12 protein-coding genes, 1 tRNA gene and 1 rRNA gene are annotated in these 15,435 nt (G+C 45.2%); 7 read left to right on the plus strand and 7 right to left on the minus strand.

The genetic code is table 11. The features are described 5' to 3' along the window. The first annotated feature begins 111 nt into the window (after positions 1–111). A complete protein-coding gene (locus tag AC5JPO_RS09855; protein ID WP_443526654.1) occupies positions 112–1,929 on the plus strand; it encodes an aminopeptidase P family protein in 1,818 nt (605 codons plus the stop codon). 130 nt (positions 1,930–2,059) lie between these two features. Here AC5JPO_RS09855 and AC5JPO_RS09860 read toward each other — a convergent pair whose 3' ends face one another. The 3 genes from AC5JPO_RS09860 to AC5JPO_RS09870 all read right to left on the minus strand — a co-directional run bounded on the left by AC5JPO_RS09860 (position 2,060) and on the right by AC5JPO_RS09870 (position 5,942). Then, complete coding sequence (locus AC5JPO_RS09860) at positions 2,060–2,893, minus strand: hypothetical protein (RefSeq protein ID WP_443526652.1); 834 nt, start codon at positions 2,891–2,893, stop codon at positions 2,060–2,062. 130 nt (positions 2,894–3,023) lie between these two features. Continuing rightward, positions 3,024–4,358, minus strand: a complete 1,335-nt coding sequence (fabF, locus tag AC5JPO_RS09865; RefSeq protein ID WP_443526813.1) for a beta-ketoacyl-ACP synthase II — start codon at positions 4,356–4,358, stop codon at positions 3,024–3,026. Positions 4,359–4,511: 153 nt separating this feature from the next. Next, on the minus strand, positions 4,512–5,942 hold the full coding sequence (locus tag AC5JPO_RS09870; protein WP_443526651.1) for an anhydro-N-acetylmuramic acid kinase: 1,431 nt from the start codon (positions 5,940–5,942) through the stop codon (positions 4,512–4,514). A gap of 143 nt (positions 5,943–6,085) precedes the next feature. Between AC5JPO_RS09870 and tyrS the strand changes: the two genes are divergently transcribed. Together tyrS and AC5JPO_RS09880 are read left to right on the plus strand one after the other, a co-directional pair. Next, positions 6,086–7,300: a tyrosine--tRNA ligase gene (tyrS, locus tag AC5JPO_RS09875; protein ID WP_443526650.1), complete on the plus strand. Its 1,215-nt coding sequence runs from the start codon at positions 6,086–6,088 to the stop codon at positions 7,298–7,300. Between the two features lie 71 nt (positions 7,301–7,371). Next, positions 7,372–7,608 carry a DUF1653 domain-containing protein gene (locus AC5JPO_RS09880; protein ID WP_443526648.1) on the plus strand — a complete coding sequence of 79 codons (237 nt, stop codon included), beginning with the start codon at positions 7,372–7,374 and terminating at the stop codon, positions 7,606–7,608. Between the two features lie 94 nt (positions 7,609–7,702). Here AC5JPO_RS09880 and AC5JPO_RS09885 read toward each other — a convergent pair whose 3' ends face one another. After that, positions 7,703–8,539, minus strand: coding sequence for an alpha/beta fold hydrolase (locus AC5JPO_RS09885; protein WP_443526646.1), 837 nt, complete (start codon positions 8,537–8,539; stop codon positions 7,703–7,705). A 182-nt stretch (positions 8,540–8,721) separates the two neighbouring features. Continuing rightward, complete coding sequence (locus tag AC5JPO_RS09890; RefSeq protein WP_443526645.1) at positions 8,722–9,678, minus strand: alpha/beta fold hydrolase; 957 nt, start codon at positions 9,676–9,678, stop codon at positions 8,722–8,724. A 170-nt stretch (positions 9,679–9,848) separates the two neighbouring features. Between AC5JPO_RS09890 and AC5JPO_RS09895 the strand changes: the two genes are divergently transcribed. Then, a complete protein-coding gene (locus AC5JPO_RS09895) occupies positions 9,849–10,505 on the plus strand; it encodes a hypothetical protein (RefSeq protein ID WP_443526644.1) in 657 nt (218 codons plus the stop codon). A 27-nt stretch (positions 10,506–10,532) separates the two neighbouring features. Here AC5JPO_RS09895 and AC5JPO_RS09900 read toward each other — a convergent pair whose 3' ends face one another. Together AC5JPO_RS09900 and upp are read right to left on the minus strand one after the other, a co-directional pair. Then, positions 10,533–11,285 (minus strand): SDR family NAD(P)-dependent oxidoreductase, encoded by a 753-nt coding sequence (locus AC5JPO_RS09900; protein ID WP_443526643.1) that lies wholly within the window; start codon positions 11,283–11,285, stop codon positions 10,533–10,535. 69 nt (positions 11,286–11,354) lie between these two features. Next, entirely contained in the window at positions 11,355–12,014 is a 660-nt protein-coding gene (upp, locus tag AC5JPO_RS09905; protein ID WP_443526642.1) for a uracil phosphoribosyltransferase, read from the minus strand. 385 nt (positions 12,015–12,399) lie between these two features. On the opposite strand from upp, the gene AC5JPO_RS09910 reads away from it, so the two are divergent. From AC5JPO_RS09910 to AC5JPO_RS09920, 3 genes are all read left to right on the plus strand, one after another. Then, complete coding sequence (locus AC5JPO_RS09910; protein WP_443526811.1) at positions 12,400–13,068, plus strand: DNA glycosylase; 669 nt, start codon at positions 12,400–12,402, stop codon at positions 13,066–13,068. 672 nt (positions 13,069–13,740) lie between these two features. Beyond that, a 16S ribosomal RNA gene (locus AC5JPO_RS09915) occupies positions 13,741–15,279 on the plus strand. Between the two features lie 73 nt (positions 15,280–15,352). Beyond that, positions 15,353–15,429 (plus strand) — tRNA-Ile (locus AC5JPO_RS09920). The last annotated feature ends 6 nt before the right edge of the window (positions 15,430–15,435 follow it).

Here is a 15,435-nt window from a genome sequence, read left to right on the forward strand (position 1 = left end):
ATTAAAACTAAAGCGGTATCAATAACCCAAGCGAAATGACTATTAGAACAAGACGATTATAAATAATCACGTCATCATCATATTCTTAAAACATCTAGAAGGACACATTCAATGAAAAAACAAACCATTCACGAGCGGATAGCTAGCCTACGTGCGAGCTTAGTAGAGCAAGATCTCACTGCAATCATCGTGCCCTCTGCTGATCCTCACCTGTCTGAGTATCTACCAGAGTATTGGCAAACCCGCCAATGGCTATCAGGATTTACCGGTTCTGTTGGTACGCTAGTTGTAACAGCTGAGTTTGCTGGTCTGTGGACTGATAGCCGTTACTGGGTACATGCTGCTGATCAGTTAGCAGGTACAGGTATCACTTTAGAAAAGCTCGCGCCAGGTCAACCAAACCATATCGATTGGTTAGCCGAACATCTACAAGAAGGGGATAGCGTGGCAATAGATGGCAATGTACTCTCTATCGCTGAGCAAGACCGATTGCTCACGGCCCTTGATGTGAATGACATTATTTTGATCACTGAGCGTGATGTATTGACGAGCGTTTGGACAGATCGCCCGGCTCTGCCAGCTGCCAAGCTATACGTACATGATGAGCAGTTCCTTGCCCAGTCTGCTGCTTTAAAACTTGCCGCAGTACGCGAAGGTATGGCAGCGGCAGGAGCAACCCATCATTTGCTTTCAAGCTTAGATGACATCGCTTGGTTGACGAACTTACGTGGCGCTGATGTTGACTACAACCCTGTGTTTTTATCACATATGCTGATTGATGCAGACCGTGCGACGTTGTTTGTTGATAATGGTAAAGTCAGTGCTGACATAGCACAGAGTCTAAAAGACAGCGGTATCGCCTTGGCTGATTATTCGGCTGTACAAGAAGCACTTGGCGCACTGACGCCAGACGATTTATTGCTACTAGATCCGAGCAAAGTTGCCGTAGGTACGCTCTCAAAAATGGCAGATGATATTGGTTTTATTGAGCAGATGGCACCCAGCACACTGCTTAAGTCTGTGAAGTCTGATGCAGATATCGAGCATGTGCGTGAAGCGATGCGTCAAGATGGTGCGGCATTGAGTGAGTTCTTTGCTGAGTTTGAGCAGCGTCTAACGGCAGGCGAGCGTCTAAGTGAGCTGGATGTCGATAGTATGCTGATAGAGGTACGTAGTCGTCAGCCGCATTATGTGTCGCCAAGCTTCCCGACTATCGCGGGTTTTAATGAAAATGGTGCATTGCCACATTACCGCGCGACGCCAGAGAGTTTCAGCTACCTTGATGTGGCTGAGGGCGAAGGCGGATTGTTACTGATAGACTCAGGTGCGCAGTACCAGAACGGCACGACAGATATCACCCGTGTGGTTGGTATTGGTCAAGTCACCGCCGAGCATAAGCGTGATTTTACAACAGTGCTAAAAGCACATATTGCACTAGCTCGCGCCCATTTCCCTGATGGCATTGCCTCACCATTGATTGATGCGATTTGCCGTGCTCCGTTGTGGCAAGCACAGATGGACTATGGTCATGGTACCGGTCACGGCGTTGGTTATTTCTTAAATGTACACGAAGGCCCACAAGTCATCGCCTATAGTGCCAGCACGCCAAAAGAGCGCGCGATGAAAGTCGGTATGATTTCAAGTAATGAGCCAGGTCTGTACCGCGAAGGCAAATGGGGTATCCGTATTGAGAATTTGGTAGTAAATACGCCAGTTACCAAGCCTACTGAGACAGAATTTGGTGATTTCTTAAACTTTGAGACCATCACTTACTGTCCAATTGATACGCGCCTGATTGAGCCATCGTTGTTGGATCAAACCGAGATAGACTGGCTCAATGACTATCATAGCCAAGTCTATACAGAGCTAAAAGATCGGGTCGAAGGCGCTGCGCTTGAATGGTTGACTGAACGTACCAAAGCCATTTAATACTGAGCTCAAAACATTAAATAAAAGCATTAAAAAGCCCCGTAAAGATTTACGGGGCTTTTTAATGCTCGTTACTTACTGCTGAGCGGCTATTTCTAACGGCAAGTCCAATATTAAAAAATGAGCAAAATTAATGGATGCTCTTAGCGGCTTCGTTATTGACAGTTGAATCATTCTGTTCGTTTAAATGCTGGGTGACTTCAGCACGTAGCCAAGACTTTAGATTTTCAGACAATAGCATCATCTGCTCACTCAAATAATCATCGACTTGCGTTTCAAGTTCACGGATGAGCTCTTGATGCATTATATCTAATTTTGAGTCTTTTAAGACTAAGTTAATCGCTGTGCTGGTTTTATGATGAATGTCTTTAATATGGCTATCACCAATAGCATGAGTTTGTTCGTTAATGGCTTTGTGGTCAGCATTTTTGTTATCGCTAGCACTACTTTCAGTCTTTTGTGGTTCTGATGCTGCTGTTTCGGTCTTTGCAATAGAATTATCAGTAACTGGACTGTCTTTATCAGCATTTACTTTATCTATGCTAGTAGCGATAAATTTTTCATCAGTATTATTTTTATCTGCTGCTATCGGCTCATTTTTTTCTTGTTCTTTTTGAGCTTCTTCAGCCAGTTCAGCTTCTGCTTGGAGAGCCGCTTCTTCAGCCTTTTTCTTTTGTTCTTCTTCTAATCGCTGTTTTTCGGCTGCTACATCTGCTTGCTCTTGTTTGTCAGCGATCGCTTTGGCAATGGCTTGTTCAGCATTATAGTTGTCGTATAGCTCGTCCACATGAGCGTCCAGATCATGCGTATTAAATTCAAAGCTTTCAAATGGAGTGTCAGCTTGTAGTAGAGTGGTGATGTCTTTGAGCTCTTGAGTGATTGCTGCGCGTACCGGCTCAGGCGCGCACGTCCAACGCTGATAAAACTGATGGGAAAATGAGTAGCTTGACATGGTATCTTCCATAAATGTTCCAAAAATTACCCCTTATCATACGCAAGTACGATAAGGGGCTGCAAGTGGACAAACGTAGCCAATCTGACACCAGCGTTACAACGCAATCATTATCATGCACTGCGATGCAGATGGGTGGCTGTTATTGACTGATAGGCCAACGTGCAAATACCAAAGACCCATTGGTACCGCCAAAACCAAAGCTATTAGAGACAGCATACTGTAGGTTATCGACCTTACGCGATTGATTAGCTACATAATCGAGGTTACAGTTGTCTTCGACGTCATCTAAGTTGATTGTCGGTGGTACATGTTGGTTCTGTAGGGCAAGTACGGTAAAGATAGCTTCAACACCGCCAGCAGCACCCAGCAAATGCCCCGTCATTGATTTGGTCGAGCTGACCAAGATACTGTCTTTAACAGGAGAGAACACAGTTTCGATAGCAATGGACTCCGCCACGTCGCCCGCAGGTGTACTGGTACCATGAGCATTGACATAACCCACGCTTGATGGCTCGATACCCGCATCATTGAGTGCATTTCGCATCGCTTTTGCAGCGCCGCTACCGTCTTCTGGTGGTGCGGTAATATGACTGGCATCATCGCTCATACCAAACCCGACAAGCTCTGCCAATATCGTCGCGCCGCGAGCTTTGGCGTGAGCAAGACTTTCTAATACGACCACGCCAGCACCATCCCCAAGTACAAAACCGTCACGACCTTTATCGAATGGACGCGACGCTTTGGTCGGCTCATCGTTACGCGTTGAGAGTGCGTGCATGGCGCTAAACCCTGATATACCAAGCGGGCTTGAGCCTTTTTCACTACCACCCGCCAGCATGACATCAGCATCACCGTAAGCAATCAAACGTGCTGCCAGACCCATAGCATGAGTGGCAGTGGTACAAGCGGTTGATGTCGCCAAGTTCGGACCTTTTAGGGTGTGTTTAATCGCGACCAATCCTGCCGCCATATTGACAATAGATCCTGGAATGATGAAAGGCGACACCTTGGCTGCGCCTTTTTCACGTAGGGTATCGCGGCTGTTTTCGATGGTTTGGATACCACCAATACCTGAGCCCAAAATAATACCAAAACGATCTTGCTCCACACCCTGTACTGGCGCATCAGCAGCACCGATCTCATCAATAAACCCAGCATGCTTCAATGCCATAGAAGATGCTGCAATCCCATAATGTATAAACTCATCATAGCGGCGGGCATCTTTGGCGCTCATATACTGTTTGGCATCGAAGTCTTTGACCACGCCTGCGATCTGAGCACGGTAGCCTGTGGCATCGAAATGAGTAATCGGTGCGATACCACTATCACCATTGAGCAATTTGGACCACGAGCTATCAACATCTAGACCAAGCGGTGTGATGGCGCCCATCCCTGTGACCACCACGCGAGTCTCATCAGAACGCTCGTAGTGTGGTGGTTTTTGACGCGATTTATGTACAGGTGCTGCGGTCATATTGTTTGTGTCATCATTGGTGGCTTGGTCAATAGGTGAACTGCTGTGTTGGCTCATACGATATGTCCTATACTTACGGGTCCTAAGAGGATGGCGTTTTAAAAGTTATTATAAAACACATAGGTGCACGTATGTAAACTAAAATATAACTGGTCAGGCAAAACAGACTTGACCCAATACCACGCGTTTATTGGCACCAGTTACTGCTGGCAAATTACCTGTTTCACCCATGATAGTTTGACGGGCTAACCACGCAAAAGCGACGGCTTCTACCCATGTTGGCGCCAGCCCTAAATGATCAGTGGTTTGTACTGTGCAGCGAAGTAGATGAGCTTGTAGACGTGTCATTAGATAATCATTCAGTGCGCCGCCACCACAGACGTATACCGAGCTGTTTTTATCCGTATCTGTAAACATACTGATTTGCGTGCTCGCACTGATAGCGGTTAGTTCAGTCAAAGTGGCTTGTACATCAGCTGCTGAATAACTGACATTAGCATTGGCTTGTTCAAAAGCCTGTAGCTCACCCTGTAGCCATGCCAAATTAAAGTCTTCACGACCAGTACTCTTGGGGTGAGGCTGAGCGAAAAATGCATGGGTCAACAGCTGGTGTAATAGTGGCTCAATGATGGTGCCAGATTGTGCCCAAGCGCCTTTTGCATCATAGTCATTATCTGTATGCAACGCCGTCCATGCATCTAACAATAGATTAGCAGGTCCAGTATCATAGCCAATGACATTATCTGCGCTATCTGTGTTGCTATCTAGGTTGCTGTCCACGCCATTAGTTAACGCTGGCAAGACGGTTATATTAGCAATACCGCCCAAATTTAGGAGCACGCGTGTGCTATCAGGTATCGCAAATAAGGCCTGATGAAACGCAGGTACTAGAGGCGCACCTTGACCACCAACTGCCATGTCACGACGACGAAAATCACTGACCACGCTGATGCCTGTACGCTCAGCGATGATATTGGCGTCGACCAGTTGCAAACTAAAGCCCATTTGCGGGCGATGACGGACGGTTTGTCCATGACAGCCAATCGCCAGTACTGATTCGGGGTCGGTATTTGATTGCTGCAATAAGGTATTGACCACTTCGCTTGCGAACTCCGCATACGCGCGGCTTGCCCAGCCAAACCAATCCAATTCACTGTTTGGTTCATTGACCTCCGGTACGAGTTGATTCACACCATTCGGCTGACATAACCCCAGTAGCACTTCACGTAGTCTTGGTGGAAACTCTTGACTATACGTCGCGAGCAGTTGCATTGCTGGTTGGCTATTCTCTTCATCAATAGTGTTTTCTTTGTTGGTATTTTCTTTATCAGCCATGTCGTTATTGAACTGACAAAGAACCGCATCCATCCCATCCAAACTAGTGCCTGACATCATTCCGATATATAAGCCATCATCAAAGCTTTCAAACACCGTTTGCTCAAGAGCGTCGGTCAGTGTGGCGTAGTTCGAACTATCATGGGTTAAGTCGTCGATATCGTCTGAACTATTATCCAAACCATTATTCATAAGCAAGTCGGCAAGGGCATTATGGTCAGTATCAGTAGTTGATGCGGGGTTGGTCATGGCAATTTACCTTAAAAAACGCTAGTATATCCGTCAAATTCTAGCATTTTTTCTTACCTTTTGAGCTTCTAAACGTCATAAGGTATAGAGCCGGTAACCATCACTTATAAAAACCCTAACGAAAGTAATATATAGAGAGTACCATGACCGATAAAACCTACACCCTAGAAGAACAACTGGCCCTCATTCAGCGCGGTACGCAAGAGATACTCTCCGAAGACGATTTGGTGGCTAAGCTAAAGCTTAATCGCCCGCTACGTATCAAGGCAGGCTTTGATCCTACTGCGCCCGACCTGCATTTAGGTCATACAGTACTGATCAATAAGCTCAAGCATTTTCAAGATTTAGGTCATGAGATTTATTTTCTAATCGGTGACTACACGGCCAAGATTGGCGACCCTTCTGGTAAGAACTCTACACGTCCGCCATTGACTGATGAGCAAATCAAAGCCAATGCAACAACCTATGCTGAGCAAGTATTTAAAATCTTAGACAAAGAAAAAACTCGCGTGGTCTTTAACTCTGAGTGGTTCAGTGACATGAGCGCCGCTGACATGATTCAGCTTGCCAGTCAGCAGACGGTCTCGCGTATGCTTGAGCGTGATGATTTCTCTAAACGCTATGCTTCGCAAACGCCTATTTCAATCCATGAGTTTCTGTATCCATTAGTGCAAGGCTATGACTCTATCGCGCTAAAAGCCGATGTTGAGCTCGGTGGTACCGATCAAACCTTCAATTTGCTAATGGGACGTACATTGCAAGGGCGATATGATCAAGAGCAACAAGTCTGCATCACGGTGCCAATCTTAGAAGGATTGGACGGCGTTAATAAAATGTCTAAGTCACTAAATAATTATGTCGCTATCTATGATGCGCCAGGTACCATGTACCAGAAAATCCTATCGATGCCTGATACCTTAATCCATCGTTACTTTGAGTTTTTAAGTTTCAAGCCGATGGAGCAGATCGAAGCCTTGATGGCGGAAATGGAAGCCGGGCGCAACCCACAAGAAATCAAACGTATCCTTGCCGAGGAATTGATTGAGCGTTTCCATGATGCGGATGCTGCTGCCAATGCGCATAAATCTGCTGGTAATGTCTTGGCAGATGGTGAGCTACCGGTTGATTTGCCAGAAGTGACATTAACGCTTGAAGCAGGTCAAGAAGCCTTATTTATCGCGCAAATCCTAAACCAAGCTGAGCTTGCCAAAAACGGTGCAGCTGCTAAAGATATGGTCAAGCGCGGCGCAGTAAAAGTCGACGGTGAAGTGGTTGATGGTGGGTTTAGTCTAACCTCAGGTCAGACGGTCGTGATTCAAGCGGGCAAGAAAGCCTATGCAAAAGTGACTGTTGCTTAAGTGCTTATTGCTCAAGTGCCTGCTCAATCTGTCATAGCGAGTGAATAACAAAATATAAAGAGTAAACTGTAATGATGACAAATCAAGCCACTATAACTCAAGGCATTTACCGCCATTACAAAGGCAGCTTGTATCAAGTATTGCATACCGCGCAGCACTCAGAGACTGAAGAGTCGCTCGTAGTCTATCGTTGTCTGTACGGTGAGTATGGGGTGTGGGTACGACCGCTTGCGATGTTTGCTGAAACAGTCAGCGTTGAAGGTAAAGAGGTACCACGATTTGAGTTGATTCAACCATTGAATGATTAGTACTGAACCACCACGCACGAGAAATTTCACCCAAAAAAAACGACCCGTTGAGGTCGTTTTTTGTTTTATATCTAGGTTTTAGATAGATGCGCCATTAGTTGTTCAAAAATGCAATCAATGCTTTATTGAACTCTTCGCTATGGGTCACATTGATACCGTGTGGACCACCTTCAATGACGTGTAATCTACTGTCTGCAATCATATCGTGAGAGCGTTCACCACTCGCTTCGATCGGTACAATTTGATCCGCATCGCCATGTATGACTAATGTCGGTACATCAAACGCTTTTAAATCATCGCGAAAGTCGGTATAGCTAAAGGATTTAACGCAATCAAGTGTCGCTTTAGCAGAAGCAAATGCAGCAATATCACGATTGTATAGGCGCATTGGCTTGCTGACCAGCAACTTACCATCTTTTGGGGTAAAGAAGTTCTTAGTAAAGTCATTTAAAAAGGCAATACGATCATTGCTAACACCATCCAAAAAACCTTGAATATCTGACTCTTCAAGACCACCATCAGGATTATCATCTGCTTTAAATAAGTACGGTGGGACCGCAGAGGCGAGTACCGCTTTGCTCACACGCTCGGAGCCGTATTTACCCAGATAACGCGCCACTTCACCGCCGCCCATAGAGAAACCAACGATGGTGGCATCTTGCAAATCAAGTGTCTCCATAAGACCTTTTAAGTCTTGGGCTAGGGTATCGTAGTCGTAGCCGTTCCATGGTTTGGATGACTGACCAAAGCCGCGTCTATCATAAGTAATGACTTGATAGCCTGCTGCGACTAGCGCAGGTAGCTGTGCTTCCCAAGCGCGACCACTGAGTGGCCAGCCATGGATGAGTATGATAGGTTTGCCTATACCTTGGGTTTCGTAATAGAGTTCGACGGATTGGTCGTCCTGTGTTGCAACGGTAGCGTAGGGCATGGTTTCATCCTTTTGATATTATTGTAGTCATATATTTTGTTGATGCTTATCAGTGACTGTCACTCGTAGTGAGTTATTAAGGATTTGCATCAGCGTTTAAGTATAGAATCAGCCCAAATGAATTGCTATGACAGGTTGTAAAGCTATAGTAGTGATTATAAAGCGGTTGTGTAAAACTCTAGTTAATCTTGTAGAAATTCTTTTAGGACTTTATAGAAGGCTATAGGTGCATCTAGTGGCACGGCATGACCTGAGTGTGGCAGTATGATTTCACTAGCATTGGGCAGCATTTGGGTGATTCTTTGCTGCCATTTAGGGTCATAGAGCGTTGATTGACCACCGATCAAACTGACGACGGGAATGGTGATGTTTTCTATACCTACCCGAAAATCATAAGGTATGGCGAGATAGGCTTGCAGGCAGCGCATTTTGTGTTTCCATGTTTGGTGATTATAAAATGCCAGTTTATGATCGTTTTGATGAGTGAGCGCTTGCACGATGGCTTTTGAGCGCGGGCGGCTGACAGAGAGTAAAGAAAATAATTTTTCAATGTCTGTCACACGGCGTTTAAGAGAAAAAGGCAAATGCGTAAAGCATTCGACTTGCGCATACGGTAGCGTCATATCAATAATTTCTTGGAAAACTGCAAACATCTCTGTTTGCCGATCACCAAACAATCCACCTTGCCAATCTGGTTGATTGTGAATCACAGGGCTTTGATCGATGTTCAAATAGCGGCTGATGTGAGATGTGCCAAAGTGGGTAAAATAAGACCACATCACCAACGCCCCCATCGAAATCGCAGCAACGGGCAGTGATTCTACGTTACGGTTTATGCAGACATGCTCAATGATGTCATCAATATCTTCAGCGTACTGATTGATAAAATCAAACGGCGTCAGCTCGATATTTTGTGCGGCACCAAACCCCCGAAAATGTGGCAGATAAAATTCGTATTTACCGATCAGTGGCAGTATAAAAGGTAAAAACTCTCGTGCATCCATACCATAAGCATGCAGCATCATGACGGGTTTGCCGTGTCCAATAACCGATACGGGTAGCGCTATACCATCCGCTGATTTGATAGTGATCGTCTGTAACTGATAAGGAGCAGCCAAGGCGCTAAGGTTTTTTTTCATAGAGGGATCACTTTGGGTTATGAAGCCACCTGTTTATTTGTTGAGACAGGTCGCTACAAAATGGGCTTTACCGCTGATAAAAGACTGTTATATTAAACAGTCATCTGACCATAGCACAAAATTTGGCGGGTGGTAAAAGCAGTAGCAATAACTGACAAGGGTAGAAGGGTATGGGCAAATCGATATTATCATTATTGGATAGTAGCTTGTATCCACAAGTCTGGGAGCAGCAGACCTTTACCAGTCCACAAGCACTTTTATTGTCGATGTTAAATAACGAGGTCACGGTTGATGCCAGCGCCTTTACCAAGCAGCTACTGGCGAATAATATTTATAAAGAATGGATCAATACCACGGTATTTGGACGGTACCTGCATCGCAACTTTACCGCCTTTTATCAGCAGACAGAAGACAGTTTCAATATAGATATGCCTTCGTTGTTCCGTCAGGAGCTAATGCGCCATACGCAGTATCTGCCGCTCACACAGGTGCTTTTTTTTGCAGGAGATATGCCAAAAAGTGTGCGACAGACCAAACTGCTTACCACTACTGTCAATCCAGCCACTGCGATCGTCAATGCTCAGAAAACATCCAAGACATCAGTCACCAATGCCTCCAGAGTAGTGATTAACCAAATTACCATCACGGGTAAGCAAGTATTGGGGTTTGCAATACGTCACAACAAACGCACGAGCGAGCGGCTGCGCAATGAAGTGTTGATTATGGACTTTCAGGACCTGCGTCTGGTGGGTGAGGTAACGATTGAAGACATAAAAAAAAGCAATATAGAGGGCTCTATATTGCTTCGGTCGTATGAGTTACGCTAATAAGTATATCGAGGAGCTAGACCTGTCTTAACTGTCTTGCTTGGCAACGGTTAAGCCATTGTAGGTTTGGGCCACTGGCATGACTTCTAAGCGATTGACATTAATATGCGCAGGTGACTCAATCAGCCACAGCAAAATATCGCCAATATCTTCACCCGTCATGGTCTTAAAACCATCATAGACCTTTGCCGCTTTGTCATCATCACCGTGATAGCGTACGTTTGAAAACTCAGTACCCGCAACTACTCCTGGCTCAAGATTGGTCACACGCACTTGCGTACCAAGCAGATCGGCACGTAAGTTTAGGCTGAATTGTTTTACAAATGCTTTGGTTGCGCCGTAAACGTTGCCACCAAAATAAGGCCAGTTACCTGCGATTGAGCCAACATTAATGATATAACCACTATCGCGCGCAACCATCGCTGGCAGGACAGCATGAGTCAACGCCATCAAACCTTTGACATTGGTATCATTCATACGCATCCAGTCATCGAGACTGGCTTTGTGTGCAGGCTCTGTACCGAGCGCTAATCCTGCATTATTTACGAGCACATCGATTTGCTTGAAACCATTAGGCAGATCAGCAAGAATTTGCGGGATAGAGTCTGTTTCACTCACATCCATAACCACGGGCAAAAACGCATCGCCTAGGGTATCTGCCAAAGCATTCAGTTTATCAAGGCGTCTAGCACAACCAATCACGCGATGACCGTTTGCAACCAAACGCTCTGCTAGCGCTTTACCAAACCCTGCGCTTGCCCCTGTAATCAATACGTTCATTATCTGTCCTTATTAGCGATACTGTCTACTTTTGCTATAACCCTAATGACGACTTTGTCTGTTTTGGTACTATTTATTAGATAACTGCTTACCAAAAATCTTATCGCCAGCATCACCCAAACCTGGGATGATATAACCATGCTCATCCAAATGACTGTCTAGCGCAGCGGTATAGATAGTCACGTCAGGATGCGCTTCGTTCACCAAGCGTACGCCTTCAGGTGCCGCCACGAGTACCAATGCTTTGATATTCGTACAACCATTTTTCTTGAGCATCTCGATGGTTGCTACCATTGAGCCACCTGTGGCTAGCATCGGGTCAATGATCAGCGCAGGACGTTTGTCCATATGGCTGACGAATTTTTCAAAAAACGGTACTGGCTGTAGCGTTTCTTCATCACGTTGTAGGCCGACAACAGAAATTTTAGCAGTAGGGATTAGATCGAGCACGCCATCAAGCATGCCAATACCTGCGCGCAGAATAGGTACGATAGTTGCTGTCTTACCGATGATTTGCTCACCAGTAATCTCGCCGCACCAGCCTTGCATTGGAAACGTCTCAATCTCAAAATCGCGACTTGCTTCATACGCCATCAAGCGCGCAAGTTCTTTGGTCAATGTGCGAAACTTATAAGTGCTACAGTCTTTTTCACGCATGAGACTGAGTTTATGACGGACTAGTGGATGATCGATTACCGTAATGTTCAAATCGTTGTTTAAGTCACTCATAGAATCTCTCTTGGTTTCTTGTCTGATGCTTGCGCAGTTGCTGCGGTTGCTATTAGTATAAAAGATACAAACACTTACCGCACTTTAACCCTATTTATCACGCGTAAATAGTAAAATTAACGCCTTCAAAATTGAGACAATCAAATTACTCTCACAGCTTTATGATGATATTGATTTAGCGCAACGACAATATTTACGTTCACAACGGCCATCAAAGCCTAAACAGTTCAGGCTAAGTAAAAGGATATCGCGCCATTTAAGTCAACTGATTGAACCGACTAAATTTGACTATAAGCGTAATGATAAGTGAGGTAGTGTTTAGACCTGCTATGATACCAAAAAAACTGCTTTTCTGATGAAGAATATCATGACTATAAAAACATCAATGACCCAAGATAAAGAGACAACGCTCACATCTACTAAAAACAAAGCTGTAGAAATTGAAACGCATCCTTTCGAGCCTGTGTTGCCACCGAACGCGACTATCATGATGATGGGTACTTTTCCACCGACTGCCGATAAGTGGGCAATGAATTTTCATTACCCTAACTTTTATAACGACATGTGGCGAATATATGGTCGAGTATTCTTTGATGATGCTGATTATTTTAGAGTAGGCGATGAGAAGCGATTTGATCCTGAACGTATCCGTGACTTTATGTTTGAGCGAGGTATCGCTTCATGTCCCACAGTAAAACAAGCCATTCGCGAGACAGGTAATGCGTCGGATAAAAACCTAACGGTAGTTACCCCCGTTGACTTAGATAGTATTTTGCCACAAGTACCAAAGGTAAAAACGTTGTTCACGACAGGAGGTAAGGCAACCGAAGTGCTGATCGAACTATTGAAAGAACCACTTGCCAAGTCGAAGCACCCCAAAACCAACCAAAGTATCAATTATCCTTACGAGTGGCAGAGTACAGATAACCAGAAAACTGATGTCAATAATCTAACCCTACATAGGTTACCGTCGACTTCACGAGCCTATCCGTTATCGCTGGATAAGAAAGTTGCTGCGTATAGAGCGTTTTTTGAGAAAATGGGCAAGTTATAAGGTAAGTAGAGTTATCCTAATACAAAAAAAGATCTGGAAATAGTAAAGGATCTATATCTGTTAAAGCAGAATATTCTTACTAAAAGGGAAGCACGTACCTATTCCTCTACTACATCAACCAATCGACCAATTCATAACCTATTGAAACTATTTATTATTTTTAATAGCTGTAAAATAAGTTTAAAAACATGTATAAAATTGGTTGACACAGTTATTAAACTCTCTATAATACGCCCTCATCGGACGGACTAGCGGCAGCTAATATGTAAATTACATATTAATAACGCAGTTAACCTGGTGAAACAAATTATAAAAAGTCTTGACAAATCAAATCATTATGATAAGATAGTCGGCTCGCTAGATAGCTTAACCGGAGACGGATTGGCTAGATGGCAAAAGAAATACCCTATATATCGATGACTGGACGACAGTGATTGAGACTATTTAAAAGCATAACTAAAGAACAACTTGTGTGGATTTTTGCTGATTCAGAATGCTAAAAAATAAAGTTGACTATCTTTTCTTTTCGGAAAGATTATTAACTATAAAAATTATCATTTAAGACAGCAGAAAAACTCAAAGTTAATTCATTACGAACATAATTTTTAGCGATTTTGCCAGATTAGATGAGCCAAGTTTAGAAGCTTCTTTAAAGAGCTTCATAGCAAGATTAAACTGAAGAGTTTGATCATGGCTCAGATTGAACGCTGGCGGCAGGCTTAACACATGCAAGTCGAGCGGAAACGATGGTAGCTTGCTATCAGGCGTCGAGCGGCGGACGGGTGAGTAATACTTAGGAATCTACCTAGTAGTGGGGGATAGCACGGGGAAACTCGTATTAATACCGCATACGTCCTACGGGAGAAAGGGGGCAACTTGTTGCTCTCGCTATTAGATGAGCCTAAGTCGGATTAGCTAGATGGTGGGGTAAAGGCCTACCATGGCGACGATCTGTAGCTGGTCTGAGAGGATGATCAGCCACACCGGGACTGAGACACGGCCCGGACTCCTACGGGAGGCAGCAGTGGGGAATATTGGACAATGGGGGAAACCCTGATCCAGCCATGCCGCGTGTGTGAAGAAGGCCTTTTGGTTGTAAAGCACTTTAAGCAGTGAAGAAGACTCTTCGGTTAATACCCGGAGACGATGACATTAGCTGCAGAATAAGCACCGGCTAACTCTGTGCCAGCAGCCGCGGTAATACAGAGGGTGCAAGCGTTAATCGGAATTACTGGGCGTAAAGCGAGCGTAGGTGGCTTGATAAGTCAGATGTGAAATCCCCGGGCTTAACCTGGGAACTGCATCTGAAACTGTTAGGCTAGAGTAGGTGAGAGGGAAGTAGAATTTCAGGTGTAGCGGTGAAATGCGTAGAGATCTGAAGGAATACCGATGGCGAAGGCAGCTTCCTGGCATCATACTGACACTGAGGCTCGAAAGCGTGGGTAGCAAACAGGATTAGATACCCTGGTAGTCCACGCCGTAAACGATGTCTACTAGTCGTTGGGTCCCTTGAGGACTTAGTGACGCAGCTAACGCAATAAGTAGACCGCCTGGGGAGTACGGCCGCAAGGTTAAAACTCAAATGAATTGACGGGGGCCCGCACAAGCGGTGGAGCATGTGGTTTAATTCGATGCAACGCGAAGAACCTTACCTGGTCTTGACATATCTAGAATCCTGCAGAGATGCGGGAGTGCCTTCGGGAATTAGAATACAGGTGCTGCATGGCTGTCGTCAGCTCGTGTCGTGAGATGTTGGGTTAAGTCCCGCAACGAGCGCAACCCTTGTCCTTAGTTACCAGCGGGTTAAGCCGGGAACTCTAAGGATACTGCCAGTGACAAACTGGAGGAAGGCGGGGACGACGTCAAGTCATCATGGCCCTTACGACCAGGGCTACACACGTGCTACAATGGTAGGTACAGAGGGCAGCTACACAGCGATGTGATGCGAATCTCAAAAAGCCTATCGTAGTCCAGATTGGAGTCTGCAACTCGACTCCATGAAGTAGGAATCGCTAGTAATCGCGGATCAGAATGCCGCGGTGAATACGTTCCCGGGCCTTGTACACACCGCCCGTCACACCATGGGAGTTGATTGCACCAGAAGTGGATAGCTTAACCTTCGGGGGAGCGTTCACCACGGTGTGGTTGATGACTGGGGTGAAGTCGTAACAAGGTAGCCGTAGGGGAACCTGCGGCTGGATCACCTCCTTATAGACAGCATTCGGTCAGCAAGAATTCACAACAAGTTGTTCTTTAGTTTAAGCTTACGTTTTAGGACGTATTAGGGTCTGTAGCTCAGCTGGTTAGAGCACCGTGTTGATAACGCGGGGGTCAGTGGTTCGAGTCCACTTAGACCCACCATTTATA

The sequence above is a fragment of the Psychrobacter sp. H25 genome (genome assembly GCF_059076335.1).

Bases quoted from the DNA above. Each gene is read 5' to 3' on its own strand.
- AC5JPO_RS09855 (WP_443526654.1), top strand. From the start codon at position 112: ATGAAAAAACAAACCATTCACGAGCGGATAGCTAGCCTACGTGCGAGC.
- AC5JPO_RS09860 (WP_443526652.1), bottom strand. From the start codon at position 2,893: ATGGAAGATACCATGTCAAGCTACTCATTTTCCCATCAGTTTTATCAG.
- fabF (WP_443526813.1), bottom strand. From the start codon at position 4,358: ATGACCGCAGCACCTGTACATAAATCGCGTCAAAAACCACCACACTAC.
- AC5JPO_RS09870 (WP_443526651.1), bottom strand. From the start codon at position 5,942: ATGACCAACCCCGCATCAACTACTGATACTGACCATAATGCCCTTGCC.
- tyrS (WP_443526650.1), top strand. From the start codon at position 6,086: ATGACCGATAAAACCTACACCCTAGAAGAACAACTGGCCCTCATTCAG.
- AC5JPO_RS09880 (WP_443526648.1), top strand. From the start codon at position 7,372: ATGATGACAAATCAAGCCACTATAACTCAAGGCATTTACCGCCATTAC.
- AC5JPO_RS09885 (WP_443526646.1), bottom strand. From the start codon at position 8,539: ATGCCCTACGCTACCGTTGCAACACAGGACGACCAATCCGTCGAACTC.
- AC5JPO_RS09890 (WP_443526645.1), bottom strand. From the start codon at position 9,678: ATGAAAAAAAACCTTAGCGCCTTGGCTGCTCCTTATCAGTTACAGACG.
- AC5JPO_RS09895 (WP_443526644.1), top strand. From the start codon at position 9,849: ATGGGCAAATCGATATTATCATTATTGGATAGTAGCTTGTATCCACAA.
- AC5JPO_RS09900 (WP_443526643.1), bottom strand. From the start codon at position 11,285: ATGAACGTATTGATTACAGGGGCAAGCGCAGGGTTTGGTAAAGCGCTA.
- upp (WP_443526642.1), bottom strand. From the start codon at position 12,014: ATGAGTGACTTAAACAACGATTTGAACATTACGGTAATCGATCATCCA.
- AC5JPO_RS09910 (WP_443526811.1), top strand. From the start codon at position 12,400: ATGACCCAAGATAAAGAGACAACGCTCACATCTACTAAAAACAAAGCT.